Source organism: Pseudomonas sp. KB_15, assembly GCF_052114525.1.
Lineage (GTDB): Bacteria > Pseudomonadota > Gammaproteobacteria > Pseudomonadales > Pseudomonadaceae > Aquipseudomonas.
The window spans coordinates 32,247-57,211 of sequence record NZ_JBFREX010000035.1; the positions used below are offsets into that span (position 1 = coordinate 32,247).

General features: G+C 61.1%; 19 protein-coding genes, 1 pseudogene and 2 riboswitches. Of the genes and pseudogenes, 10 read left to right on the plus strand and 10 right to left on the minus strand.

Annotation, left to right across the window (positions count from 1 at the left end; all coding sequences use genetic code 11):
- Nucleotides 1-5: 5 nt before the first annotated feature.
- The 3 genes from AB4Z35_RS22295 to AB4Z35_RS22305 all read right to left on the minus strand — a co-directional run bounded on the left by AB4Z35_RS22295 (nucleotide 6) and on the right by AB4Z35_RS22305 (nucleotide 2,281).
- A complete protein-coding gene (locus AB4Z35_RS22295) occupies nucleotides 6-668 on the minus strand; it encodes an amino acid ABC transporter permease (protein WP_108228182.1) in 663 nt (220 codons plus the stop codon).
- Nucleotides 669-719: 51 nt separating this feature from the next.
- Nucleotides 720-1,568: a transporter substrate-binding domain-containing protein gene (locus AB4Z35_RS22300; protein ID WP_442099455.1), complete on the minus strand. Its 849-nt coding sequence runs from the start codon at nucleotides 1,566-1,568 to the stop codon at nucleotides 720-722.
- Nucleotides 1,569-1,876: 308 nt separating this feature from the next.
- Nucleotides 1,877-2,281 carry a MerR family transcriptional regulator gene (locus tag AB4Z35_RS22305; protein WP_008000112.1) on the minus strand — a complete coding sequence of 135 codons (405 nt, stop codon included), beginning with the start codon at nucleotides 2,279-2,281 and terminating at the stop codon, nucleotides 1,877-1,879.
- A 77-nt stretch (nucleotides 2,282-2,358) separates the two neighbouring features.
- On the opposite strand from AB4Z35_RS22305, the gene AB4Z35_RS22310 reads away from it, so the two are divergent.
- Nucleotides 2,359-3,582 carry an NADH:flavin oxidoreductase/NADH oxidase family protein gene (locus AB4Z35_RS22310; RefSeq protein ID WP_442099456.1) on the plus strand — a complete coding sequence of 408 codons (1,224 nt, stop codon included), beginning with the start codon at nucleotides 2,359-2,361 and terminating at the stop codon, nucleotides 3,580-3,582.
- Between the two features lie 136 nt (nucleotides 3,583-3,718).
- On the opposite strand, the gene AB4Z35_RS22315 is transcribed toward AB4Z35_RS22310, so the two are convergent.
- The 4 genes from AB4Z35_RS22315 to cobW all read right to left on the minus strand — a co-directional run bounded on the left by AB4Z35_RS22315 (nucleotide 3,719) and on the right by cobW (nucleotide 10,475).
- Entirely contained in the window at nucleotides 3,719-4,264 is a 546-nt protein-coding gene (locus AB4Z35_RS22315; RefSeq protein WP_442099458.1) for a vWA domain-containing protein, read from the minus strand.
- 119 nt (nucleotides 4,265-4,383) lie between these two features.
- Nucleotides 4,384-5,391 (minus strand): ATP-binding protein, encoded by a 1,008-nt coding sequence (locus AB4Z35_RS22320; protein WP_442099459.1) that lies wholly within the window; start codon nucleotides 5,389-5,391, stop codon nucleotides 4,384-4,386.
- A gap of 161 nt (nucleotides 5,392-5,552) precedes the next feature.
- Nucleotides 5,553-9,401, minus strand: a complete 3,849-nt coding sequence (gene cobN, locus AB4Z35_RS22325) for a cobaltochelatase subunit CobN (RefSeq protein ID WP_442099460.1) — start codon at nucleotides 9,399-9,401, stop codon at nucleotides 5,553-5,555.
- Nucleotides 9,402-9,404: 3 nt separating this feature from the next.
- On the minus strand, nucleotides 9,405-10,475 hold the full coding sequence (cobW, locus tag AB4Z35_RS22330) for a cobalamin biosynthesis protein CobW (RefSeq protein ID WP_007998821.1): 1,071 nt from the start codon (nucleotides 10,473-10,475) through the stop codon (nucleotides 9,405-9,407).
- 103 nt (nucleotides 10,476-10,578) lie between these two features.
- A riboswitch (cobalamin riboswitch) is annotated at nucleotides 10,579-10,791 on the minus strand.
- A 176-nt stretch (nucleotides 10,792-10,967) separates the two neighbouring features.
- Nucleotides 10,968-11,194: riboswitch (cobalamin riboswitch) on the plus strand.
- 121 nt (nucleotides 11,195-11,315) lie between these two features.
- On the opposite strand from cobW, the gene AB4Z35_RS22335 reads away from it, so the two are divergent.
- The 4 genes from AB4Z35_RS22335 (at nucleotide 11,316) to cobM (ending at nucleotide 13,467) form a co-directional block, all read left to right on the plus strand.
- A complete protein-coding gene (locus tag AB4Z35_RS22335; RefSeq protein WP_108228174.1) occupies nucleotides 11,316-11,507 on the plus strand; it encodes a CbtB domain-containing protein in 192 nt (63 codons plus the stop codon).
- An 11-nt stretch (nucleotides 11,508-11,518) separates the two neighbouring features.
- On the plus strand, nucleotides 11,519-12,226 hold the full coding sequence (locus AB4Z35_RS22340; RefSeq protein WP_442099462.1) for a CbtA family protein: 708 nt from the start codon (nucleotides 11,519-11,521) through the stop codon (nucleotides 12,224-12,226).
- The gene (locus AB4Z35_RS22345) at nucleotides 12,223-12,636 is read left to right on the plus strand and encodes a cobalamin biosynthesis protein (RefSeq protein ID WP_007998825.1); all 414 of its coding nucleotides are present in this window, start codon (nucleotides 12,223-12,225) and stop codon (nucleotides 12,634-12,636) included. The genes AB4Z35_RS22340 and AB4Z35_RS22345 overlap by 4 nt, the downstream gene beginning before the upstream one ends.
- Before the next feature lie 84 nt (nucleotides 12,637-12,720).
- Nucleotides 12,721-13,467, plus strand: a complete 747-nt coding sequence (cobM, locus tag AB4Z35_RS22350; RefSeq protein WP_442099463.1) for a precorrin-4 C(11)-methyltransferase — start codon at nucleotides 12,721-12,723, stop codon at nucleotides 13,465-13,467.
- A gap of 171 nt (nucleotides 13,468-13,638) precedes the next feature.
- Here the strand turns inward: cobM and nfuA are convergent, their stop codons facing one another.
- Both nfuA and AB4Z35_RS22360 read right to left on the minus strand, forming a co-directional pair.
- Entirely contained in the window at nucleotides 13,639-14,223 is a 585-nt protein-coding gene (nfuA, locus tag AB4Z35_RS22355) for a Fe-S biogenesis protein NfuA (RefSeq protein ID WP_007912592.1), read from the minus strand.
- A 129-nt stretch (nucleotides 14,224-14,352) separates the two neighbouring features.
- Nucleotides 14,353-16,662 (minus strand): fatty acid cis/trans isomerase, encoded by a 2,310-nt coding sequence (locus AB4Z35_RS22360; RefSeq protein WP_442099464.1) that lies wholly within the window; start codon nucleotides 16,660-16,662, stop codon nucleotides 14,353-14,355.
- 156 nt (nucleotides 16,663-16,818) lie between these two features.
- Between AB4Z35_RS22360 and metH the strand changes: the two genes are divergently transcribed.
- The 3 genes and pseudogenes from metH to AB4Z35_RS22375 all read left to right on the plus strand — a co-directional run bounded on the left by metH (nucleotide 16,819) and on the right by AB4Z35_RS22375 (nucleotide 21,194).
- Nucleotides 16,819-20,529, plus strand: a complete 3,711-nt coding sequence (metH, locus tag AB4Z35_RS22365; protein WP_442099465.1) for a methionine synthase — start codon at nucleotides 16,819-16,821, stop codon at nucleotides 20,527-20,529.
- A 139-nt stretch (nucleotides 20,530-20,668) separates the two neighbouring features.
- Nucleotides 20,669-20,782 (plus strand): annotated as a pseudogene (locus tag AB4Z35_RS22370) (hypothetical protein); the annotation flags it as partial.
- A 193-nt stretch (nucleotides 20,783-20,975) separates the two neighbouring features.
- Nucleotides 20,976-21,194 (plus strand): DUF2970 domain-containing protein, encoded by a 219-nt coding sequence (locus AB4Z35_RS22375; protein ID WP_116260637.1) that lies wholly within the window; start codon nucleotides 20,976-20,978, stop codon nucleotides 21,192-21,194.
- A gap of 6 nt (nucleotides 21,195-21,200) precedes the next feature.
- Here the strand turns inward: AB4Z35_RS22375 and AB4Z35_RS22380 are convergent, their stop codons facing one another.
- Nucleotides 21,201-22,286, minus strand: a complete 1,086-nt coding sequence (locus AB4Z35_RS22380) for an ABC transporter substrate-binding protein (protein WP_442099466.1) — start codon at nucleotides 22,284-22,286, stop codon at nucleotides 21,201-21,203.
- 524 nt (nucleotides 22,287-22,810) lie between these two features.
- Here AB4Z35_RS22380 and AB4Z35_RS22385 point away from each other — a divergent pair.
- Complete coding sequence (locus AB4Z35_RS22385; RefSeq protein WP_442099467.1) at nucleotides 22,811-24,469, plus strand: nitrite/sulfite reductase; 1,659 nt, start codon at nucleotides 22,811-22,813, stop codon at nucleotides 24,467-24,469.
- On the plus strand, nucleotides 24,453-24,947 hold the full coding sequence (locus AB4Z35_RS22390) for a DUF934 domain-containing protein (RefSeq protein WP_007987432.1): 495 nt from the start codon (nucleotides 24,453-24,455) through the stop codon (nucleotides 24,945-24,947). Before AB4Z35_RS22385 ends, AB4Z35_RS22390 begins: the two co-directional genes overlap by 17 nt.
- Nucleotides 24,948-24,965: the final 18 nt, after the last annotated feature.

The following is a 24,965-nucleotide window of genomic DNA, read 5'->3' on the forward strand; positions in this document are numbered from 1 at the left end:
GCCTCCTATCGGCGAATCGCCAGACGCTGTTCGAGGTAACGCAGCATCATGGCAATGAGGTAACAGGCCGCCACATAGAGCGCCGTGGTCACCAGCCAGGTTTCAATCACCCGGTAGCTCTCGACATTGATCTTGCGCGCGTAATAGGTCAGCTCCGGTACGGCGATGGCCGCCGCCAGCGAGGTGTCCTTGAACAGCGAAATGAAGTTGTTCGACAGGGCCGGCAACACATTGCGCAACATCACCGGCACGGTGACATAGGCCTTGACCTGCCACTCGCCCAGGCCAATGGCCAACCCTGCTTCACGCAGGCCCCCGGGAATGCTCAGCAAACCGCCGCGGAACACTTCGGTCAGGTAGGCCCCGGCATACAGCGACAGGGTGATGATGAACGAGGGAATCTTGTCCAGCCGGATCCCCAGGCTTGGCAACGCAAAGTAGATCAACAGAATCAACACCAGGATCGGCGTGTTGCGGATCACCGTGACATACACCGACGCCAGCACCCGCAATGCGCGATGCTTCGACAGCAAGGCAAACGCCATCATCAGGCCGATCACGCAGCCGATGGCGATCGACACCAGGGCCAGCTCCAGGCCCATACCGAGCCCCGCCAGCAAGGTGTCGAAATCGCGCCAGACGGCAGCAAAGTTCAACTGATAGTTCATGGTCAGCAGTACCTGAACGGGGCGATTCATAACCGCCCCGCTCTCACGGGATCATTTGAATTCGACAGGGAAACCAATCGCGGGAGTCGGCAGGTCTACGCCGAACCATTGCTTGAACGATGCCGCGTAAGTCGGGAACTCAACGCCGGTCATGGCTTCATGCAGGGTGGTGTTGACGAAGTTCAGCCAGTCCTGATCGCCGCGCTTGACCGCGCAGGCGTAGGTTTGCGGGCTCCAGGCGTAAGCCGGGCTGCGATAGCGGCCGACGTTCTGCACCATCAGGTATTTGACCGAAGACTGGTCGGTGGCCGCCGCGTCGGCACGACCGGAGTTCACGGCCTGATACATCAAGTCAACGCTGTCGTACTGATCGACCTTGGCCTTGGGCAGCGCCTGATGCACCAACTCTTCGGCATAGACGTTTTGCAGCACCGCCACGGTCAGGCCATCGCCGGCGGCTTTCATGTCGTCGATTTCCTTGTACTTGCTGTTGGCCGGCAACAGCAGGCCGACGCCTTCGCGGTAGTACGGCAGGGTGAACGCCACTTGCTGGGCACGGCTGGCGGTCACGGTGATGAACTGGCAACTCATGTCGACCTTGTCGGTCAGCAGGTTGGGGATACGCGCGTCGGACGACTGCACCACGAACTCGACCTTGCTCGGGTCGTTGAACAACCCTTTGGCGACCATTCGGGCGATATCGATATCAAAACCCTGCAACTTGCCGTCCGCACCCTGGAAGTGCCACGGCGCATTGGTGCTGCCGGTGCCTACAATCAGTTTGCCGCGGGCCAGAACGCTGTCGAGCTTGCTGTCCGCCGCCTGGGCCACGCCCATGGCAGCGGCAGAAACCGCGAACAGAAAAACACACGCTTTGAACAAGGAAGGTCGGCGATGCATGGCAAGCACTCCAGGGTAATGTTTATTCCGCTATACCGGAACACGGTATGCAACAACGGAATAGATAGCAGAAAGTGTGCCACAGGATGTGGAGGGAATGTGAGGGAGATTGAAATTTGTTTTGAATCAGAGGGATGCGTACAAACAGTAAAAAACGTTACGAATCGCTCGGCACCGTAACCGCTACCGTTGGCTACAAAGGGCGGGTATCTGGTTCTCAAACGGGCTGCGCCAATGCACAACCCTGCTCCATCGGCATCGTCAGCGCTGCCGGGCAACCCTTGTGCCCTGAACCGATGTCCTCGCAATCAGTGCTTGAATGAAGTCATCACCCTTTCGGCATTTTCGTCGCAGGTCATGCCTTCGGGCCGGGCCTCAATGGTGTCGATCCATCCCAGCAACTGCGCCTTGCTGTGGGCCAGGTGCCGTTGCATCTCTTCGATCTGCTCGATCTTGCGATGGAGGCCGGCCATCAACTCATCGTGCTTGAACGCGCCCGTCACATTATCCGGCAGCAATTGCTTGAGCTCATCCAGACTGAAACCGGCCTGTTGTGCACACTGGATGAGTTGCAGGGTTTGCAGCGCCTGTTGCGAGTAACGCCGATATCCGTTGGCAGAACGCTCGACCTGCCGGATCAATCCCTGAGACTCGTAAAAACGGATGCGCGATGCGGTCAACCCGCTCAACTGTGCCAATTCACCAATTTTCATCGGGACCTCATTTTGCCTGCTTGACATTAAAGTTAACTTTAAGCTTAGGCTCTACTCATCACTTCGAGGAGTCAAGCATGTCGCCCTTCCAGATATTGAAATTGCCCAACGGTCAGACCATCGGTAATCGCATTGCCAAAGCCGCCATGGAAGAGAACCTCGCCGATACCGAGCAGGTGCCCGACCAGGCGCTGTTTCGCCTGTATCAAGCCTGGGCCGGGGGCGAGGCCGGCTTGTTGCTGACCGGCAATGTGATGATCGACCGCCGCGCCATGACCGGCCCCGGCGGTGTAGCGCTGGAAGACGAGCGCCATCTGGAACGCTTCCGCCAGTGGGCCAGTATCGGCCGGGCCGGCGGTGCGCATTTCTGGATGCAGCTCAACCATCCTGGCCGCCAGACCATGGCCAACCTTGGCCAGCAAGCGCTGGCGCCGTCGGCGGTTGCGCTGGATCTCGGCCAGTTCTCGAAAATGTTCGCCGAACCCAAACCCATGAGCGAGGACGACATCCAGGAGGTGATCCGACGCTTCGCCACCAGCGCCGCACTGGCGGAAAAAGCCGGTTTTACCGGGGTGCAGATCCACGCCGCCCATGGCTACCTGATCAGCCAGTTCCTTTCACCATTGACCAATCGACGCACCGATCACTGGGGCGGCTCGCTGGAAAATCGTGCGCGCCTGCTGTTGTCCGTCGTCGAGGCGGTGCGCCAGGCGGTGTCGCCGCAATTTTGTGTGTCGGTGAAGCTCAATTCAGCGGATTTCCAGCGCGGCGGTTTCGATGCCGATGATGCGCGTCAGGTGATCCTGTGGCTCAACGAACAGCAGATCGACCTGCTGGAACTCTCCGGTGGCAGTTACGAAGCACCAGCCATGCAAGGTGAAGCGCGCGACGGCCGGACCCTGGCACGGGAGGCGTACTTTCTGGAAATGGCCGGTGAACTGGCCAGCGTGGCGCGCATGCCGGTGATGGTGACGGGCGGGATCCGCCGTTTGGCAATCGTCGAACAGGTTCTCGACAGCGGCATCGCCATGGCCGGCATCGGCACTGCGCTGGCCGTGGAACCGCACTTGGTCAAGCACTGGCGCGAAGGCCAGAACAGCCACCCACAACTGCCGCCGATCCACTGGAAGCGCAAGCCTCTGGCGGCGCTGGCGAGCATGGCGGTGGTGAAGTTCCAGCTGCATCGCTTGAGCCGTGGGCGCAAAACCCGACCTGAGGTCTCGGCGCTATGGGCGTTGATTGTCGACCGGTTGTACATTGGCAAGCGTACCCGGCAGTACCGGCAGGCGATGGGCAAGTAATTCAAATTTGAGGTTGGCAGGTACACCGCTATCGCGGGCAAGCCCGCTCCCACAGGATTAGCGCCATTTCAAAATCTGCGCATGACCTGTGGGAGCGGGCTTGCCCGCGATGGGGCCAGTACAGGCAAAACAGATCTCAGCCCGGAATCAGCTCGTCAATGTGCCGATACTCGGCCTGCAACTGTGCCGCCAGCACCTTGCTACGCCCAAGCCGAATCGGCCCGCGCTCGATGTCGATCAGCACCCCCGGACACTCCAGCGTCGGCAACAACGGCCAGTCCTTCAGCCGACCATCGGTCACCAACAACAACCGCTGCTGCTCTGCCGGAAAATGCTTTTGCCGTGCCGCAAGCCATTGCCCCGCTTCGCTCAAAGCCTCCAGCAGGGGCGTGCCGCCACCGGCGCCAAGGCCATCGAGCCAACGGCGCAACCCGGTGGAAGCCTTCAACCCCTGCACCTGCCACTTGGGTACAGAACCGCTGGCCGTGAGCAAGGCCAGACGTGCACGCTGGCGATAGGCATCGTCGAACAATTGCGCCAGCAGGCCCTTGGCATCGCTCAATGCCTGATGACGGCGGGTCGATGCCGAGGCATCAACGATCACCAGCCACAGTTCATGGGGCGAACGCGTGCGCAGGTGAAACAACAGATCCTCACGCTGACGCGGCCGGCCATTGAGCAATGTACCGGGCCAGTTGATCGAGYCATTGCGGGCGGCGTGACGCTTGCCCTGCTTGCCGTGGTCCAGCCGCCCGGCACGGGGTCTGGCATTCGCCCCCGCGTCGGAGCGAGGGCGAATGCCTAGGGCTTTTTTGGCCAGCTCGGAACTTCACGTCGTGCGCCGACCGCCAGCGCCTGGGCAGGCAATTCGCCCCACTGGCCCTGTCCTTCGCTCGGGTTGTCGCTCTGCGGCGCGGTTTGTTGCGCAGTATGGGATTGCGCAGGTGCCGGCGGCGAATTCTCGCGACGGCGATGACGCAAGGCGAACTCGGCGACTGCATCGATATCGTCCTCGGCGATGGTGCTCGCCCCGCGCCAGGCAGCGTGCGCCCGGGCGGCGCGCAGCCAGACCAGGTCGGCGCGCAAGCCATCGACGCCGGCGGCAAAGCAACGTTCGGTAATGTGTGCCAGTGCCTGGTCGTCGAGGGGAATGCTTGCCAGCGCATTACGTGCGTTCTGGCAACGTTCACGCAAAGACGCCTGCGCGGATTCCCATTCGGCGCAGAAACCTTGCGGGTCGCTGTCGAAATCCAGGCGACGGCGGATGATCTGGCCCCGTTCGGCAGGCGCGGTGTGGCCACCGAGGGCAACATTCAAGCCGAAACGGTCGAGCAATTGCGGACGCAGCTCACCTTCTTCCGGGTTCATGGTGCCAATCAGCACGAACTTCGCCGAGTGCCGATGGGAAATACCGTCGCGCTCGACCAGATTGGTGCCGCTGGCGGCCACATCAAGCAGCAGGTCAACGAGGTGATCGGGCAACAGATTGACCTCGTCGACGTAGAGCACGCCACCGTCAGCCTTGGCCAGTACGCCGGGGGAAAACTGAGCACGACCTTCGCCCAGCGCCGCGTCGAGATCGAGGGTGCCGACCAGGCGTTCTTCGGTGGCGCCCAGCGGCAAAGTGACGAACTGACCGCTGGCCAGCAGGTCTGCCAGCCCACGGGCCAGGGTCGACTTGGCCATGCCCCGCGGGCCTTCGATCAGTACACCGCCGATTTTCGGGTCGATGGCGGTCAGGTACAGAGCCAGCTTCAAATCGTCGGCGCCGACCACGGCGGAGAGCGGGAAATGCGGGGTGTCGGTCATTGTCAGGTCTCGGTCATGGTCGGTGTTCAATTCACAAATATCACAGCTGCCTTCATCCCTGTGGGAGCGAGCTTGCTCGCGATGACATATGTTCAGCCGAAAAAGATATCGCCTGACAAGCCGCTATCGCGAGCAAGCTCGCTCCCACAAGGGGGGACATGTCAGCCATCTTCTTCTATATCCAGCAACAAATTCTCCAGTGCCTCGCGGTAGGCGCCGGGTTCCTTCCACATCCCGCGTTGTTGCGCCTCGAGCATGCGTTCAGTCATGTCGCGCAAGGCATGGGGATTGTGTTCACGGACAAAATCCCGGGTGTCCGGGTCGAGCAAATAGGCGTCGGCCAACAACGCGTACTGGTGATCGTCGATCAACTGCGTGGTGGCGTCGAAGGCGAACAGGTTATCGACTGTCGCGGCCATTTCAAACGCGCCTTTGTAGCCGTGACGTTTAACGCCTTCGAGCCACTTCGGGTTGGCCGCCCGGGAGCGGATCACCCGGTTCAGTTCTTCCTTCAAGGTGCGAATCTTCGGCAGGTCCGGCTGGCTGTGGTCGCCATGATAACTGGCTGCCGCCTCACCTTTCAGGCTTTCCACCGCCGCGAGCATGCCGCCCTGGAACTGGTAGTAATCGTTGGAATCGAGCAAGTCGTGCTCGCGGTTATCCTGGTTTTGCAGCACCGCTTGCACCTGACTCAAACGCTGGGTGAACTGCTCACGGGCCGCGGTGCCTTCGTCAGAACCACCATAAGCGTAGCCGCCCCAGTTCAAATAAACGGCGGCCAAATCCTCGCGGCTCTGCCACAGGCGACCGTCGATGGCGCCCTGCACACCCGCGCCGTAGGCACCGGGTTTGGCACCGAAAATCCGCCAGCCGGCCTGGCGTCGCGCTGCGTCTTCATCAAGCCCCGCCTGCAACAAGGCTGCACGCTCGGCGCGCACCTTGGCCGCCAATGGGTTGAGGTCGTCCGGCTCATCGAGGTCGGCCACCGCTTGTACTGCCGCGTCGAACAAGCGGATCAAATTGGCAAAGGCATCGCGAAAGAAACCGGAAACGCGCAAGGTCACGTCGACTCGCGGACGGTCGAGCAAACTCAACGGCAGAATCTCGAAATCATCGACCCGCTGGCTGCCGGTCGCCCAGACCGGACGCACGCCCATCAACGCCATGGCCTGGGCGATGTCATCGCCGCCGGTGCGCATGGTCGCGGTGCCCCACACCGACAGACCGAGCTGGCGCAAATGGTCGCCGTGGTCCTGCAGGTGCCGCTCCAGAATCAGGTTGGCCGACTGGAAACCGATGCGCCACGCCGTGGTGGTCGGCAGGTTGCGCACGTCCACCGAATAAAAGTTGCGCCCGGTGGGCAGCACGTCCAGGCGCCMACGACTTGGTGCACCGCTGGGGCCGGCCGGGACGAAACGACCGCTCAGGGCATCGAGCAATCCGCGCATTTCCGCCGGACCGCAGGCGTCCAGTCGCGGGGCGACTACTTCGCGCAAACCATCGATGATGGCTTGCACTTCATTCCAGCCTGCCCCTTGTGGGAGCGGGCTTGCTCGCGAAAGCGCTGGGTCAATCGAAATCAATGTTGAATGCTCAACCGATTCGCGAGCAAGCCCGCTCCCACAGGGGTTATTCAACGCGTCCGAAATCAACTGCGCGGCAAACAGTTCCAGGCGCTCGCGGGTATCGCCCGCCGTGCGCCAGGTATCTTCGCTGATGTCCACAAGAGCCTCGGGGCGCGGTCCGATCCAAGGCTCGGCCAAGGCGCAATCGAGCGGATCGAACCCCAGTTCGAAGGCCTTGGCCAGCGCCCGCAGCAGACTCGATTGCGCGCCCCGGCCATCGCCCCTTGGAATGCGCAGCAGTGCCAGCAAGGTGTCGATGCGCAAGCGACCGGTGGGCGATTCGCCGAATACATGCAAACCATCGCGGATCTGCGACTCCTTCAAATCGCACAGGTAAGTGTCGAGTCGCGGCAACCAGATCGCCGCGTCGGTATCACTGTCGAGTTGTTCGTCCAGTTGCAGTTCACGGTCGATGTGCGTGTCGCGCACCAGTTGCAGGATGTCACGCTGCAACTCACGGGCCCGGCGCGGATCGAGCAACTGCGCTTCATAATACTCGTCGGCCAACAATTCGAGATTGCGCAGCGGGCCATAGGTTTCGGCGCGGGTCAGCGGTGGCATCAGGTGATCGATGATCACTGCCTGGGTGCGCCGCTTGGCCTGGGCGCCCTCGCCCGGGTCGTTGACGATGAACGGATAGATGTTCGGCAACGGCCCGAGCAGCGCATCCGGCCAGCAGTTCTCCGACAGCCCCACACCCTTGCCCGGCAGCCATTCGAGGTTGCCGTGCTTGCCGACGTGGATCACGCCTTGGGCGCCGTAGGTGTTGCGCAGCCAGAAGTAAAACGCCAGGTAGCCGTGTGGCGGTACCAGGTCCGGGTCGTGATACACCGCGCTCGGATCGACCTGATAACCCCGCGCCGGCTGAATGCCGACGAAGGTCAGGCCAAAGCGCAGGCCGGCGATCATCATCCGTCCGCTACGACACATCGGGTCGTTTTCTGGCGCGCCCCAGCGTTCGAGCACCGCCGCGCGATTGGCTTCAGGCAGTGCGTTGAACATCGCCAGATAATCATCCATCGCCAGGCTTTGCTGGCACGGACGCAGGTCGAGGGTATCGAGATCGTTGCTGACGCCGCCCAGCAACTGCTGGATCAGCGCGGTGCCGCTGTCCGGCAACTCCGCCGGCAACGGATAACCTTCGGCATGCAGCGCCCGCAGGATATTCAGCGCGGCGGCCGGGGTGTCGAGGCCGACGCCATTGCCGATGCGGCCGTCGCGGGTCGGGTAATTGGCGAGAATCAACGCGATGCGTTTTTCAGCATTGGGCAACCGCGCCAGATCGACCCAACGCCGCGCCAGTTCAGCGACGAAGTCCATGCGTTCCGGTTGCGGCCGGTAGCACACCACATCCGACTGACTGCGCTCACTGCGCCATGCCATATCCTTGAAACTGATCGGGCGGCTGATGATCCGCCCGTCCAGTTCCGGCAAGGCAATGTGCATCGCCAGGTCGCGAGGGCCAAGCCCCTGTTCACTGGCGCGCCAACCGGGTTCATTGTCCTGGGCACAAATCGCCTGGATCACCGGAATATTGCGACGGAACGGCCGCAGGTGCGGCGCTTCGGGGCTGGACTGGGCGAAACCCGTGGTGTTCAGAATCACCGAGACGCCGGCCTCGTCGAGCCAGTCCTCGACCACGCCAAGGCAGCCAGGTTCTTTCAGGCTCGCCAGCGCAATCGGCAACGGATTCAACCCCGCCGCCTGCAAACGCTGGCAAAAAACATCAATGAAAGCGGTGTTCGCCGCCTGTAAATGCGAGCGGTAAAACAGCACCGCCGCCACCGGTTGCCCCACTTGCCAGTCGGCTTCCCAGTCGCTCAATGCGGCAGAATGCTTGTGCGGATGGTAAATCGCCGTGCGTGGCAGGGTTTGCGGCTCGCCCCAGCTGTAATCGCGCGCCAGCCAGCGATTGGCCAGGCAGCGGAAGAAATCCAGGGCGTTGCCCATGCCACCCTGACGCAGAAACTGCCAGAGCCGGTCGCGATCCTCGGCGCCGACGGTGCTCAAGTCGCTGAGCTCCGGGTCCGGGCGATCATCGCCCGGTACCAGGATTACCTGCACGCCGCGCTGCGACAGCTCGACCAGACGCTCGATGCCGTAACGCCAATAGGCGATGCCGCCGTGCAGCGAAATCAGGATCACCCTGGCGTGACGCAGCACTTCGTCGACGTACAAGTCGACCGAGGCATGGTTCTGCACCTGCATCGGGTTGGCCAGGCGCACGCTCGGATAATCGTCGGGCAACTGCTGCGCCGCTTCGGCGAGCAGCGCCAGGCTGGAGTCGCCGCTGCACAGGACCACCAGTTCGGCGGGGGTTTGTCCAAGGTCGGCGATGTTGTCATCCGACACGAAACCGCCGGGCTGGGTCCTGAGCAGGTGCATGGCTTACACGCTGAGCGCGGCGCGCAGTTGCGCTTCGAGAACAGTGGCGTCCAGTTCCTGGCCAATCAGCACCAGGCGGGTGATGCGCGCTTCTTCGGCGCCCCACTGACGGTCGAAGTGCTTGTCGAACCGCGTGCCCACGCCCTGGATCAGCAAGCGCATCGGTTTGTTCGGGATCGCCGCAAAACCCTTGACCCGCAAAATGCCGTGCTGGACCACCAGTTGGGTCAGCGCGTCCATCAGCAGGCTTTCGTCGGCCTGGGGCAGTTCGATGGAGATCGAATCGAAGGCGTCGTGATCGTGGTCATCATGATCGTCGTCGCCATCGTGATGATGGTCGTGGTGGCTGTGACGGCTGTCGATGTGTTCTTCGGAGCCGGCACCCAGGCCGATCAGCACGTCCAGCGGCAGGCGACCGCTGCTGGCCTCGATGATTTTGACCGCTGGCGGCAATTCTTCGGCGACTTCCAGGCGCACGCGGGCCAGGTCGGCCGGGTTGATCAGGTCGGATTTGTTGAGAATCACCAGGTCGGCGCTGGCCAATTGGTCGGCGAACAGTTCGTGCAGTGGCGACTCGTGGTCCAGGTTCGGGTCGAGTTTGCGCTGAGCGTCAACCTGATCGGGGAATGCGGCGAACGTACCGGCGGCGACGGCCGGGCTGTCGACCACGGTGATCACCGCATCCACCGTGCAGGCGCTGCGAATTTCCGGCCACTGGAAGGCTTGCACCAGCGGCTTTGGCAGGGCCAGGCCCGAAGTTTCGATCAGGATGTGATCGAGATCGCCGCGACGGGCCACCAGTTCGCGCATCACCGGGAAGAACTCTTCCTGGACGGTGCAGCACAGGCAGCCGTTGGCCAGCTCGTAGACACGACCGTTGGCTTCTTCTTCAGTGCAGCCGATGGAGCACTGCTTGAGGATTTCGCCGTCGATGCCCAGCTCGCCGAATTCGTTGACGATCACCGCGATGCGGCGACCCTGGGCGTTGTCGAGCATGTGCCGCAGCAGCGTGGTTTTACCCGAGCCGAGAAAGCCTGTGACGATGGTGACGGGGAGTTTGGCCAGTGTTTTCATCGGATGCCCTTTGGCTAAGCTGGCGGGCATACGGGACGACGACCGGCAACGCGCACGCGTGTGCCTGAAGAGTTCGCCACCGGATCACCCCGCCCGGTTGAAAGTGAGAATCTGTTTCGAGGCAGGTCTCCTGGCTGACGGTGTGCCGGCCTTGAGCCTGGCATTCGCTGCGCCTTCCCGCCGGTCCCATGGATAGAGCCTGCAGTGGCGTGGCAGCGAACATCACCGTTCACAGTTGCGGGGGCAGCCGCGGCATTGACCGCGTTCCCTTCTTAGCTTCGACAAACGCCGAAGAACCTCGAAAGCGCAAGGCTACGCATGGTATTGGGGCGGGTCAATGTCTTGTGGCGCCATCAGCGGCCCCATCGCGAGCAGGCTCGCTCCCACATTGGAATGCAATCACCTGTGGGAGCGAGCCTGCTCGCGATGAAGGCACCTCGGTCTGCTGTTGAGAACCCTTGCCAATTGACGCCCAACCCCCGCCCATGCTCTCCTACACACCTTGTTACGGGTGCCCTTCACAGGGTGAAACGGGAAACCGGTGAATCATGTGCTTTACTCTTAAGCCATGTCAGTCCGGTGCTGCCCCCGCAACGGTAAGCGAGCGAAGCATCAGATCCACTGTGCCACTACGGCATGGGAAGGTGATGCTTGCAGGAACAGGCCCAAGCCTTTGCCCCCTCGTGAGCCCGGAGACCGGCCCGCAACACAAAGTGACCAGTACGATCACTGAACCAACAAACCCGCGGTGGGCGGGCGCTGTTCGAAACGCTGCGCGCCTGGTCGTGCAGGTTTTTGCATGCGCTCTTATTCCCCGCTGACAGACCAGAGGGATACGCCATGTCGATCATCAGCAGCACCGGCCACATCACCACCAGCAGCACTTCTACCCTGGCCCAACGCCTGACCGCCGCCGTCTGCGCGTCGATCCTGGGCGCTTGCCTTGTGTATTTCGCCGGTTTCTCGCACATCGAAGCGGTGCACAATGCCGCCCACGATACCCGTCACAGCTCCGCGTTCCCGTGCCATTGAGAGCTGCCGACATGATCAAGCGTATTGCGCAAACCGCAGGTTTCACCGGGCTGCTGGCCGCCCTGCTGCTGACGCTGCTGCAAAGCTTCTGGGTCGCTCCGCTGATTTTGCAGGCCGAGACCTACGAAAAAGCCGAACCGGCCGCTGTTGAAGTTCACCAACACGCCGATGGCGCCATGGCCGCCCACACCCACGATGCGCAAGCCTGGGAACCGGAAGACGGCTGGCAGCGCGTGCTGTCGACCACTGGCGGCAATCTGGTGGTGGCCGTCGGTTTCGCCCTGATGCTGGCCGGCCTGTACACCTTGCGCGCACCGACCAAAACCTCTCAAGGCCTGCTCTGGGGCCTGGCCGGTTATGCGACCTTCGTGCTCGCGCCGACGCTCGGCCTGCCACCTGAGTTGCCCGGCACTGCCGCAGCCGATCTGGCACAACGGCAACTTTGGTGGATCGGCACCGCCGCCTCCACCGCTGCAGGTATCTCTCTGATCGTGTTCAGCCGTCACTGGCTGATGAAAGTCCTCGGTGCGGCGATCATCTCCGTTCCCCATGTGATTGGCGCACCGCAACCGGAAGTGCACTCGATGCTCGCTCCGGAGGCACTGGAAGCCCAGTTCAAAATCGCTTCGCAGCTGACCAACGTGGCGTTCTGGCTGGCCTTGGGCCTGATCAGCGCCTGGTTGTTCCGCCGCAAAAGCGATGGCCAATACCACGCATGACGGATGCCAGCACAGCGCCGACCCTGGTGGTCGGCCTGGGCTGCCAGCGGGGCTGCCCCGTCAGCACGTTGCTGGCGCTGCTCGATCAGGCGTTGGAGGCGCACCAGATTGCTCGTCATGAAATCAAGGCGCTGGCCAGCATCGATTTGAAGCGCGACGAACCTGCGCTGATCGAACTGGCTCARCAGCTTGGCCTTGAATTGAAGTATTTCAGCAGCGAACAACTGGCCGTCTATGAGCCGCAACTCAGTCATCAATCGCAAATAGCGTTTGAACGCACCGGTTGCTATGGCGTGGCGGAAAGCGCCGCACTGGCCTTGGCTGAACAACTGGCCCAGGGCCCGGCAAAACTGCTGATTCCACGACAAAAATATGCCCAGGCAACCCTGGCATTGGCCGGCGCGGCATAAAAACCCCGATAATCCCCGCCATTGATCATGAACATTCTTCATCTGAAGCCCTGTTCAGCCCCTTTTTTCCCACAGGAACCGACGATGACCGTCTACTTCATTGGCGCAGGTCCCGGCGACCCCGAACTGATTACCGTCAAGGGCCAGCGGCTGATTCGCAGCTGCCCGGTGATCATTTATGCCGGCTCTCTGGTGCCTGCCGCCGTACTGGAAGGTCATTGTGCCGGGCAGGTGGTCAACAGCGCCGAACTGCACCTGGAACAGATCATCGACCTGATCAAGAGCGCCCACGCCAAAGGTCAGGATGTGGCCCGGGTGCACTCCGGCGATCCGAGCCTGTACGGCGCCATTGGCGAGCAGATTCGCTATCTGCGTGAGCTGGACATTCCGTTCGAGATCGTGCCCGGTGTCACCGCAACGGCGGCCTGCGCGGCTCTTTTGGGCGCCGAACTGACCCTGCCGGACATCTCACAGAGTGTGATCCTGACCCGCTACGCCGACAAAACCGCCATGCCACCCGGAGAGGAGTTCTCCAGTCTGGCGCAGCACGGCGCCACCATGGCGATTCACTTGGGGGTCAATCACCTGGCGAAGATCGTTGAGGAGCTTGTGCCGCATTACGGCGTCGATTGCCCGATTGCGGTGGTGCATCGCGCGAGCTGGCCGGATCAGGATTGGGTGGTAGGAACGCTCGAGGATATTGCCGGGAAGGTTGAAGCCAAGGGCTTTCGCCGTACGGCGTTGATTCTGGTGGGTCGGGTGCTGGGCAGTGATCACTTCAGCGAGTCGTCGCTGTATCGCGCGGGGCATGCGCATCTCTATCGTCCATAAGGCCCTCTTCGCGAGCAAGCCCGCTCCCACACTGGATCTTGCCGGACAAAAAATCGTTGGTCGCTGAAAATTTACTGTGGGAGCGGGCTTGCTCGCGAAGACGTCAGCGAATTCAGCCCATAAAAAAACGGCGCTCACGGGGCGCCGTTTTTTCATTTCGCAGCGAACACCTTAGTAGTAGGCGTTTTCTTTCTGCGTGTGGTCGGTCACGTCACGAACGCCCTTGAGCTCTGGAATACGCTCGAGCAAGGTGCGCTCAATGCCTTCCTTCAGCGTCACGTCGGCCTGTCCGCAGCCCTGGCAACCACCGCCGAACTGCAGGACGGCGATGCCGTCTTCGACCACGTCGATCAGGCTGACCTGACCGCCGTGACTGGCCAGCCCCGGGTTGATCTCGGTTTGCAGGTAATAATTGATGCGCTCGTTGACCGGGCTGTCGGCGTTGACCATCGGTACCTTGGCGTTTGGCGCCTTGATGGTCAGCTGGCCGCCCATGCGGTCGGTGGCATAGTCGACAACTGCATCGTCCAGGAAGGCTTCGCTGAAATGGTCGATGTACGCAGTGAAGCTTTTGAGCCCCAGCGCGGTGTCTTCGGGTTTTTCTTCGCCCGGCTTGCAGTAGGCAATGCAGGTTTCGGCGTACTGGGTGCCAGGCTGGGTGATGAAGACGCGGATGCCGATGCCCGGGGTGTTCTGCTTGGAGAGCAGATCAGCCAGATAATCGTGGGCGGCGTCAGTGATGGTAATAGCGGTCATGGAAACTCCTCGCAGGCTTGGGCGCAGTTTACGCCAATCAACGCGCCGGACAAAGTCCTAGTATTTTTGTCGGGAAAGAATTGTGGGAGCGGGCTTGCTCGCGAAAGCGGAGTGTCAGTCTGCGGTGGGTCAGAGGTTCTCGTAGCGGTTCATGTCCAGTACGCCCTCTTCCACCGGTTCGGTTTCGTGGATGTAGCGGCTCAGGTCATGGAAATAAGGCCAGAATTGCGGATGACTGCGGCGTATCCCCCAATGTTCGACGATTTTTTCGAAACTGTCGGCATCCTTGGCGTTCTCCATTGCATCCACAAACGCCGGCACTTGCCCGGCCGGGATATTGAACATGAAGTTCGGATAGCTGCTGAGCACACCCGGGAAAATCGTCAGGGTGTCGAGCCCCGGCTGATAGCGCAGCGATTCGCCGAGCAGGAATGCGACGTTGCTGTGGGCACGATTGCGCAGCAGGCTGTAGACCTCACGCTTGCCACTGCTGGTTTCGATTCGCAGCAGGGTCGCTTCCGGCAGTTGATCAATCACTTTCAACCCGGCAGCCGGACGCGAAGTCAGGCGGCTCAGTGCCTGCTCGGCACTTTGCAGGTCCGGATCAATGTTCGGCCGCGAGCAGTAGGCGCCGTCGCAGCGATTGATCGGATCGGGCCTGGCATTGAGGTCACCATAACGGGCCAGCAATTGCTGGGCGAAATCGCGCTTGGGATCCTGCGGGTTCAGCTTCAGTGCAGTCGGCGTGTCGTTGTCGATGGACTCGTAGTCCAGCCACATCTTGAATTTGCCACTGTTCTGATACCAGTCGTCGAGGTAGCCATCCCGGGAATCGGCGGGCATCAGGCGCAGGAAGTTCTGCTCGGCACCGTTGCGGATCAAGTCGAAATACAGCCGCGTCTGGGCCTGGTGAGACACGTTGCCAAACACGTCGAAGTTCACTGCCAGTTGATAGTAGGTACGCTCCAGCAGCGGATAGTCGAACAGCCACATTGTTTGCGGCACGTCACCGATCAGGCCTTTGGTCACCGAAGCACTGTCGAAATGGCGGAAGATACTCAGCAACGCATTGTCATTGCCCGCCCACAGGGTCGACCAGCTCGGCGCAGGCTGATCAGCGTAGCTGTCCCGGCGCAAGGCTTCGTATTCATTACGCTTGTCGCGGTAGTCGTGCCACAGGCTCAGGACGCTGCCGACGTCATCGTTCTGCCCCGGCATTGCCAGCAACGGCGTGGCCTGCCCGCGATAGTTCGGATCGGTGACATAGAGGTCGTGCTCGGGCGCCTGGAACAGCGCCCAGAAATTATCGCGGATCACGTCCGTGGCGATCTGACCACGACACACTGGCCCACGGATAAACGTACGCACAAAGTACTCGGCGTTATCGAGCATGAACTGATAGCGCGCCTGTGCCGGAATCGCTTCGAAGGTGGCAAACGGGTTGGCCCGGCTCTGCGGCCCATAGCCCGGCAACGCGTTGACCTGCCAGTTACCGCTGTAGAACAGCGATTTGACCCGCGCCAGCTTCGCCGTGCTCAGCGGATAGGTGATGTGGGTCTTGTGCACGATCACGCCCTGCACCGGCCACAAGCGATAGTAAAACTGCGTGCCTGGATCATCGTTGGGGCGACGGGTGTTGATCAGGTCGATCGGCTGGCCGGTCGGCGTGCGCGAACGCACCCACTGGAAGAAATGCCCGGGCTCCCCATCCTTGAAGTAGAGGTGGGCGAGGAACCAGTGCTCGTACAACCAGCGCCCCACCAGGCTTTCCCGGGCGCCCGGCGAATTGAGCAGGTTTTCCCACTGGACCACTTGTTGGGTTTCTGTTGCGCTGGGGGCCAGGCCCTGCTGGTCGATAGGCGCACCTGCCGCCAGCCAGCGTTGCAGCGTCTGGTACTGCTGCTCGGTCAGGCCGGTCACCGCCAGCGGCATGCCTTCCTTCGGGTGCGAAGCGGCGTAACCGTCAAACTCCGCGGGCGTGGAGCACATGTTTTCCCGGTTCAAGCCCAGGACGATGTCCTCCGGCAGCCTGGCGTTGGGCTGCAACGGGGTTTTGTGGCCAAGTTCAAGCATCCGCGCCATCAATGCGGCCTGGCTGCCCTGGGCATCGAGCACTGAATAGAAGCCCTTTTGCTGCCAGGCCTGTTTGCCGGAGGCGTCCTGGAACAGTCGGGTCGGCGCAACCGCCTGACGGCGGTCACCGTCGTAGACCGGTACTTTGGTTGCGCCCCGTGCCGCGCCCTCGCCGCTGCCCAGGTTGAGCTGACAGGCGGCGTCGTTGCAGGCGTGGCAGGCCACGCACTTTTCAGTGAAGATCGGTTGAATGTCGCGGCTGTAGGAAATAGAAGGTGAAATGGCAGAGGAAATCGCCGGACTTTGCGCCACTGCGCCCCAGCTTGAAAACAGCAGCAATGTGCCGATGACGAAGCGATACGACATGTCCCTGGTCCTGAATCCTGAAAAAACGCCGCGATTCTACCGGTCTGTCATCCTTACCAACATGAACGATATTCATGCAAAATCGAGTCATGCTCTAAAAGCGCACAGGTTTGCTATCATCCCGGCCCTTCGTCATGGTCTTACCGAGTAGTCCAAATGTCCGATCGCAGCGTTCGCCTTCAAGCTCTCAAGCACGCCCTCAAAGAGCGCATCCTGATTCTCGATGGCGGTATGGGCACGATGATCCAGAGCTACAAGCTCGAAGAGCAGGATTACCGTGGCAAACGCTTCGCTGACTGGCCGAGCGATGTCAAAGGCAACAACGACTTGCTGGTACTGACTCGCCCGGACGTGATTGGCGGCATCGAGAAAGCCTACCTCGACGCCGGCGCCGATATTCTGGAAACCAACACCTTCAACGCCACCCAGATCTCCCTGGCTGACTATGGCATGCAAGGCCTGGCGTATGAGTTAAACGTAGAAGGCGCACGCCTGGCGCGCAAGGTTGCCGACGCCAAGACCCTGGAAACCCCGGACAAGCCACGCTTCGTTGCCGGCGTGCTTGGTCCTACAAGTCGCACCTGCTCGTTGTCCCCGGACGTGAACAACCCCGGCTATCGCAATGTGACCTTCGATGAACTGGTGGAAAACTACACCGAATCCACCAAAGGCCTGATCGAAGGCGGCGCCGACCTGATCCTGATCGAAACCATTTTCGACACCCTGAACGCCAAGGCCGCGATCTTCGCCGTCCAAGGCGTGTTCGAAGAACTGGGCGTCGAACTGCCGATCATGATTTCCGGCACCATCACTGACGCCTCGGGCCGCACCCTGTCGGGTCAGACCACCGAAGCGTTCTGGAACTCCGTGGCCCACGCCAAGCCGATCTCGGTCGGCCTGAACTGCGCACTGGGCGCCCGCGAATTGCGCCCGTACCTCGAAGAGCTGTCGAACAAGGCCAACACCCACGTTTCCGCGCACCCGAACGCCGGCCTGCCAAACGAGTTCGGCGAGTACGACGAGCTGCCATCGGAAACCGCCAAGGTCATCGAAGAATTCGCTCAAAGCGGCTTCCTCAACATCGTCGGCGGCTGCTGCGGCACCACGCCGGGCCACATCGAAGCCATCGCCAAGGCAGTGGCCGGTTATGCGCCGCGCGAGATTCCGGATATTCCCAAGGCTTGCCGCCTCTCGGGCCTGGAACCCTTCACCATTGATCGCAGTTCGCTGTTCGTCAACGTCGGCGAGCGGACCAACATCACCGGTTCCGCCAAGTTCGCCCGGCTGATCCGCGAGGACAACTACACCGAAGCCCTGGAAGTTGCCCTGCAGCAGGTCGAGGCCGGCGCCCAGGTGATCGACATCAACATGGACGAAGGGATGCTCGATTCGAAGAAGGCCATGGTGACCTTCCTCAATCTGATTGCCGGCGAACCGGACATCTCCCGCGTACCGATCATGATCGACTCCTCCAAGTGGGAAGTGATCGAAGCCGGCCTGAAATGCATCCAGGGCAAGGGCATCGTCAACTCGATCAGCATGAAAGAAGGCGTCGAGCAGTTCATTCATCATGCCAAGCTGTGCAAGCGCTATGGCGCCGCGGTGGTGGTGATGGCCTTCGACGAAGCCGGCCAGGCCGACACCGAAGCGCGCAAGAAAGAAATCTGCAAACGCTCCTACGACATTCTGGTCAACGAAGTGGACTTCCCGCCGGAAGACATCATCTTCGACCCGAACATCTTCGCTGTCGCCACCGGTATCGAAGAGCACAACAACTACGCCGTCGATTTCATCAATGCGTGTGCCTACATCCGTGACGAACTGCCCTATGCACTGACCTCCGGTGGCGTGTCCAACGTGTCGTTCTCGTTCCGCGGCAACAACCCGGTGCGTGAGGCGATCCACTCGGTGTTCCTGCTGTACGCGATCCGCTCCGGGCTGACCATGGGTATCGTCAACGCCGGCCAACTGGAGATTTACGACCAGATCCCGGTGGAACTGCGCGACGCCGTGGAAGACGTGATCCTCAACCGCACACCGGAAGGCACCGACGCCCTCCTCGCCATCGCCGACAAGTACAAGGGCGACGGCAGCGTCAAGGAAGCCGAGACCGAAGAGTGGCGCAACTGGGACGTCAACAAGCGTCTGGAACACGCGCTGGTCAAGGGCATCACTACGCACATCGTTGAAGACACCGAAGAATCGCGCCTGTCCTTCAACCGCCCGATCGAGGTGATCGAAGGCCCGTTGATGGCCGGCATGAACATCGTCGGCGACCTGTTCGGCGCCGGCAAAATGTTCCTGCCGCAAGTGGTGAAATCCGCCCGAGTGATGAAACAGGCCGTGGCCCACCTGATCCCGTTCATCGAACTGGAAAAAGGCGACAAGCCGCAAGCCAAGGGCAAGATCCTGATGGCCACGGTCAAGGGCGACGTGCACGACATCGGCAAGAACATCGTTGGCGTCGTGCTCGGTTGCAACGGCTACGACATCGTCGACCTCGGCGTGATGGTACCGGCGGAGAAAATCCTGCAGGTGGCCAAGGAACAGAAGTGCGACATCATCGGCCTGTCCGGCCTGATCACCCCGTCGCTGGATGAGATGGTCCACGTCGCCCGCGAAATGCAGCGCCAGGACTTCCACCTGCCGCTGATGATCGGTGGCGCGACCACCTCCAAGGCCCACACGGCAGTGAAGATCGAGCCGAAGTACAGCAACGATGCGGTGATCTACGTCACCGATGCCTCCCGCGCCGTGGGCGTGGCGACGCAGTTGCTGTCCAAGGAACTCAAGGCCGGTTTCGTCGAGAAAACCCGCCAGGACTACATCGAGGTTCGCGAGCGCACGTCCAACCGCAGCGCCCGCACCGAACGCCTGAGCTATGGCGCAGCCATCGCCAAGAAACCGCAATTCGACTGGGCGACCTACACGCCGGTCAAACCGACTTTCACCGGGACGCGGGTACTGGACAACATCGACCTCGACGTTCTGGCCGAGTACATCGACTGGACCCCGTTCTTCATATCCTGGGACCTGGCCGGCAAGTTCCCGCGCATCCTCCAGGACGAAGTGGTCGGTGAAGCCGCCACCTCGCTGTACAACGATGCCAGGGAAATGCTGCGCAAATTGATCGACGAAAAGCTGATCAGCGCCCGCGCGGTGTTCGGTTTCTGGCCGGCCAACCAGGTGCATGACGATGACATCGAACTCTATGGCGATGACGGCAAGCCAATGGCCAAGCTGCATCACTTGCGCCAGCAGATCATCAAGACCGATGGCAAGCCGAACTTCTCCCTGGCCGACTTCGTCGCGCCGAAAGACAGTGAAGTGACCGACTACGTGGGTGGTTTCATCACCACCGCGGGGATTGGTGCCGAAGAGGTGGCCAAGGCCTACCAGGATGCTGGCGACGACTACAACTCGATCATGGTCAAGGCCCTGGCCGACCGCTTGGCCGAGGCCTGCGCCGAGTGGCTGCACCAGCAGGTGCGTAAAGACTACTGGGGTTATGCCAAGGATGAAGCGCTGGATAACGAGGCATTGATCAAGGAGCAGTACAGCGGTATCCGTCCGGCACCGGGTTACCCGGCCTGCCCGGATCACACCGAGAAAGCCCAACTGTTCGCCCTGCTCGATCCCGAAGCCCAGGAAATGCGCGCAGGCCGCAGCGGCGTGTTCCTCACCGAGCACTACGCGATGTTCCCGGCAGCAGCAGTCAGCGGCTGGTACTTCGCTCACCCGCAGGCGCAATACTTCGCCGTGGRCAAGATCGACAAGGACCAGGTACAGAGCTACACCTCGCGCAAAAGCCAGGAGTTGAGCGTGACCGAGCGCTGGCTGGCGCCGAACCTGGGTTACGACAACTGATTGCAGGCGTACTTGATTCAGTGTGGGAGCGGGCTTGCTCGCGAAGGCGGCGTGTCAGWAACAGACATTTTCACTGAACGGCCGCCTTCGCGAGCAAGCTCGCTCCCACAGGAAATGCGCCAGCCCTGAGTGAATTGTCTTTGCCGTGAGCAAGGTCGACAASGACCARGTACAGAGCTACACCTCGCGCAAARGCCAGGAGTTGAGCGTGACCGAGCGCTGGCTGGCGCCGAACCTGGGTTACGACAACTAAGAGGCTCCATTGGCCACGATATTGTGGTCAACACATACCCCTGTGGGAGCGAGCTTGCTCGCGATGGCGGTCTGACAGTCGCATGGATATCGATTGTTATGACCTCATCGCGAGCAAGCCCGCTCCCACATTTGTTTTGTGCATGCTGTGAATTGTCTATGCTTGCCTCACACACATTCCTGGCGAGGGATTTATGGACGATCCGGCCGACAACAAGCCGCCGACGTTCTGGCAAATGCTGCACAGCGTCATGGCGGCGGCGTTCGGGGTGCAGAGCGGGAAGAACCGGGCCCGTGATTTCACTCATGGCAAGCCGAGTCATTTCGTGATTCTGGGGATTCTGTTCACGGTGGTGTTTGCATTGACACTGTTCGGCATCGTCAAACTGGTGCTGTTTCTGGCCGGGGTTTGATGCGACTCAGTGCATCAGGGTTTGCAGGGTGAACGGGTAGCGCCAGGATGCGGGACGCCCCTTGGCCGAGAATTTGTGAAAGTCCACGCCGAAATCCTGCGCGGCGCCCATCGCCAGCAGTCGCCTGGCCTGTGTCCGATCGATCAGTTGCAACAACGGAATCTGTCGGTCACGGCCGCCGTACTGGCTGATGTCCACGCCTTCATCGTAGTCATGCAATTGCACCAGCGCCCAGCCCCCCAGTGTGAAGTGCCCGCCCAGCAAGACGCTCAGGCGACGGTCCAGCAGTGCCTGCAACGCCGCGGGTGAATTGTTGATCGCGCCGAACAATACGCCTTGGCCTGGCACACCGCCGGCTTCGGCATAAGCCTGCATCACACCGAACGCCATCTCGTCATTCGCGGCCCAGACCAGCGACGTCTGCGGGTAGCGCTTGAACAACAACCTGGCCTGCTCGTAGGCGCGTTGCCGGTTCCAGCCGCCGTACACCAACTGGCGCAAACGTACTTCGGGGTGCTCGGCCAACGCACGCCGCAGGCCCTTCTCGCGAAACTGCGCGGACGGGGTGATCTTCAAACCGGAAAACGCCAGCAGTTCGATCGTCTGGCCAGGGGCCACCGGGCCGCGCTGTCGAATCAGCTCCTTGAGCATCAGGTAGCCGCCCTCCTCGTCATTGGGCACCAGGCTACCGAGCAAATCGGGATACTTGTCAGGTCGGGCGCCGATCAGTTTCATCTGATCCGCAGTCAAGGCGTTGTTGACCATGAACAGCTTCACACCGCTGCCTTTGGCCAGCCGCAGGATTTCGGGCGCGATGTATTGCTCGTTGACGAAGACCAGATAGTCGGGACGATGGGAGCCCTGAAGGGCTTCGCGAGCCTGCCGGATAGTGTTTTCCGAGACGCGGTCGGAATACTGGATGCGCAAGTCCATCCCCAGGTCGGTCGCCGCGGCCTGCATGAATTGCGAGTAACTCATCCAAAAAGCTTCCGTGGGGGTTCCCGGGTTCAGGAACAGCACTGACGCCGCCTGGGCACAAGGTCCCACGACCATGCCCAGCGTCAGTAATACGCCACACAGAAACTTCAACATTGGTCGTCCGAGCCCCCGGAAATTCGCCGCGCATTATAGCCAGCGAACGTCCGTAAAACGGCGATTTTTCCGGTTTTTGTCAGACAATCGTCGGAACCGGGCCCGGACGGGGTCGTTTACTGATGGCTGACCCAGAAAATCGCCGTCCCCACGACCAGCATGATCAGGAACAAAATTGCCCAGGCATCAACGGTGCTATCGCTTTTCCGTGCTTTGGTTGGGTTGCTCATTGCATCGCCTCTTGTCGGTTTTATCGGTGATTGCATAAAGACTCGAGCAGAGTAAAGACGACGATTGCCCGCACCACAAACAAGGGCTTTGCAACAACAACTCTCATTAGGCGATTTGGTTCTTTACATATACTCAAACATCACTTTTGCGCATAACCGCAAACTGGTATCTTGCCCCGGCTCCGTAGGGAGTGCGCGGCCGTGCGCGCAGAATTGCCGAGGTTTTATCGGACGCCAGCAAGCCAAAAAAACGCCGCTGTTTCCGACCGGCCCAAGCCTGAGAACAGGACTTTTATGTACGTATACGACGAATACGATCAGCGGATCATCGAGGACCGCGTCAAGCAGTTCCGTGATCAGACCCGACGCTATCTGGCAGGCGAGCTGAGCGAAGAAGAATTCCGCCCCCTGCGCCTGCAAAATGGTCTTTATATCCAGCGTTTTGCACCGATGTTGCGAGTCGCCGTGCCTTACGGCCAACTGACTTCGCGTCAGATACGAATGATGGCCAAAATTGCCCGCGACTACGACAAGGGCTACGCCCACATCAGTACCCGGCAGAACGTGCAGTTCAACTGGCCGGCCGTGGAAGACATTCCGGACATCCTGGCTGAACTGGCCACCGTGCAGATGCACGCGATCCAGACCAGCGGCAACTGCCTGCGCAACGTCACCACCGACCAGTTCGCCGGTGTCGCCTTCGATGAGCTGATCGACCCGCGCCCATGGTGCGAGATCGTCCGTCAGTGGACTACATTCCACCCGGAATTCGCCTACCTGCCGCGCAAGTTCAAGATCGCCGTCAACGGCTCGACCTCCGACCGCGCCGCCATCGAAGTCCACGACATCGGCCTTGAGCCGGTGCACAACGCCGCTGGCGAACTGGGCTTCCGTGTCTTGGTGGGTGGTGGCCTGGGCCGTACACCGGTGGTGGGGGCATTCATCAATGAATTCCTGCCGTGGCAAGACTTGCTGAGCTACCTCGACGCCATCCTGCGGGTCTACAACCGCTATGGCCGTCGCGACAACAAGTACAAGGCACGGATCAAGATCCTGGTGAAGGCGCTGACACCTGAAGTCTTCGCGCAAAAAGTCGATGCGGAGATGGAGCACCTGCGCGGTGGCCAGACCACGTTGACCGAAGCCGAAGTGCAGCGCGTCGCCAAGCATTTCGTCGACCCGGACTACAAGGCGCTGGAAAACCAGGCCGCCGCACTGGCCGAACTCGACCAGCAGCACCCGGGCTTCGCCCGCTGGCGCGTGCGCAACACCCTGGCCCACAAGAAGCCGGGCTATGTGGCCGTGACCCTGTCCCTGAAGCCGACCGGCGTTGCACCCGGCGACATCACCGACAAGCAGCTCGACGCCGTGGCCGACCTGGCCGACCGCTACAGCTTCGGTCAACTGCGCACCTCCCATGAGCAGAACATCATCCTGGCCGACGTCGAGCAGGACAAGCTGTTCGCCATGTGGGGCGAGTTGCGTGAGCAAGGCTTCGCCACGCCGAACATCGGCCTGCTGACCGACATCATCTGCTGCCCGGGTGGTGACTTCTGTTCCCTGGCCAACGCCAAGTCGATCCCGATCGCCGAATCGATCCAGCGCCGTTTCGACGACCTGGATTACCTGTTCGACATCGGTGAACTGGACCTGAACATCTCCGGTTGCATGAACGCCTGTGGTCACCACCACGTCGGCCACATCGGCATCCTCRGGGTGGACAAGAAGGGCGAAGAGTTCTATCAGGTTTCCCTCGGCGGCAGCGCCAGCCGTGACGCCAGCCTGGGCAAGATCCTCGGCCCGTCCTTTGCCCAGGAAGCCATGCCTGACGTGATCGAAAAGCTGATCGACGTGTACATCGAACAACGTACCGAAGACGAACGCTTCATCGACACCTATCAGCGTATTGGCATCGACCTCTTCAAGGAGCGTGTCTATGCAGCGAATCATTAAGAACAACGAGGTCGTCGACGAGACCTGGCACCTGCTGCCCAAGGATTTCAACATCGACGGGATCAGCAACTGCGACGACCTCATCGTGCCGCTGCAGCTGTGGCGCGAACACAGCCGTATGCTCCTGGCCCGCGACGGCGGCCTGGGCATCTGGCTGGACGCCGATGAAGAAGCCGAGGAAATCGGTGAAGACGTGGCGCAGTTCCAGGTCATCGCCCTGAACTTCCCGGCATTCACCGATGGCCGCAACTACTCCAACGCCCGCCTGCTGCGCGACCGTTACGGTTTCAAAGGCGAATTGCGGGCCATTGGCGATGTGCTGCGCGACCAGCTGTTCTACATGCATCGCTGCGGTTTCGATGCCTTTGCTGTACGCCCCGACAAAGACCCGTACGAAGCCCTTGAAGGCCTCAAGGACTTCTCGGTGACCTATCAGGCCGCTACCGACGAACCGCTGCCGCTGTTCCGTCGCCGCTGACCGTCACGCCTGGAACCC

What these genes read in the sequence shown, in the direction of transcription:
- AB4Z35_RS22390 (WP_007987432.1), top strand. Translation starts at nt 24,453, where the DNA reads ATGCAGCGAATCATTAAGAACAACGAGGTCGTCGACGAGACCTGGCAC.
- AB4Z35_RS22295 (WP_108228182.1), bottom strand. Translation starts at nt 668, where the DNA reads ATGAACTATCAGTTGAACTTTGCTGCCGTCTGGCGCGATTTCGACACC.
- cobM (WP_442099463.1), top strand. Translation starts at nt 12,721, where the DNA reads ATGACCGTCTACTTCATTGGCGCAGGTCCCGGCGACCCCGAACTGATT.
- AB4Z35_RS22310 (WP_442099456.1), top strand. Translation starts at nt 2,359, where the DNA reads ATGTCGCCCTTCCAGATATTGAAATTGCCCAACGGTCAGACCATCGGT.
- AB4Z35_RS22300 (WP_442099455.1), bottom strand. Translation starts at nt 1,568, where the DNA reads ATGCATCGCCGACCTTCCTTGTTCAAAGCGTGTGTTTTTCTGTTCGCG.
- AB4Z35_RS22340 (WP_442099462.1), top strand. Translation starts at nt 11,519, where the DNA reads ATGATCAAGCGTATTGCGCAAACCGCAGGTTTCACCGGGCTGCTGGCC.
- AB4Z35_RS22360 (WP_442099464.1), bottom strand. Translation starts at nt 16,662, where the DNA reads ATGTCGTATCGCTTCGTCATCGGCACATTGCTGCTGTTTTCAAGCTGG.
- AB4Z35_RS22375 (WP_116260637.1), top strand. Translation starts at nt 20,976, where the DNA reads ATGGACGATCCGGCCGACAACAAGCCGCCGACGTTCTGGCAAATGCTG.
- AB4Z35_RS22305 (WP_008000112.1), bottom strand. Translation starts at nt 2,281, where the DNA reads ATGAAAATTGGTGAATTGGCACAGTTGAGCGGGTTGACCGCATCGCGC.
- AB4Z35_RS22380 (WP_442099466.1), bottom strand. Translation starts at nt 22,286, where the DNA reads ATGTTGAAGTTTCTGTGTGGCGTATTACTGACGCTGGGCATGGTCGTG.
- AB4Z35_RS22320 (WP_442099459.1), bottom strand. Translation starts at nt 5,391, where the DNA reads ATGACCGACACCCCGCATTTCCCGCTCTCCGCCGTGGTCGGCGCCGAC.
- cobW (WP_007998821.1), bottom strand. Translation starts at nt 10,475, where the DNA reads ATGAAAACACTGGCCAAACTCCCCGTCACCATCGTCACAGGCTTTCTC.
- AB4Z35_RS22335 (WP_108228174.1), top strand. Translation starts at nt 11,316, where the DNA reads ATGTCGATCATCAGCAGCACCGGCCACATCACCACCAGCAGCACTTCT.
- nfuA (WP_007912592.1), bottom strand. Translation starts at nt 14,223, where the DNA reads ATGACCGCTATTACCATCACTGACGCCGCCCACGATTATCTGGCTGAT.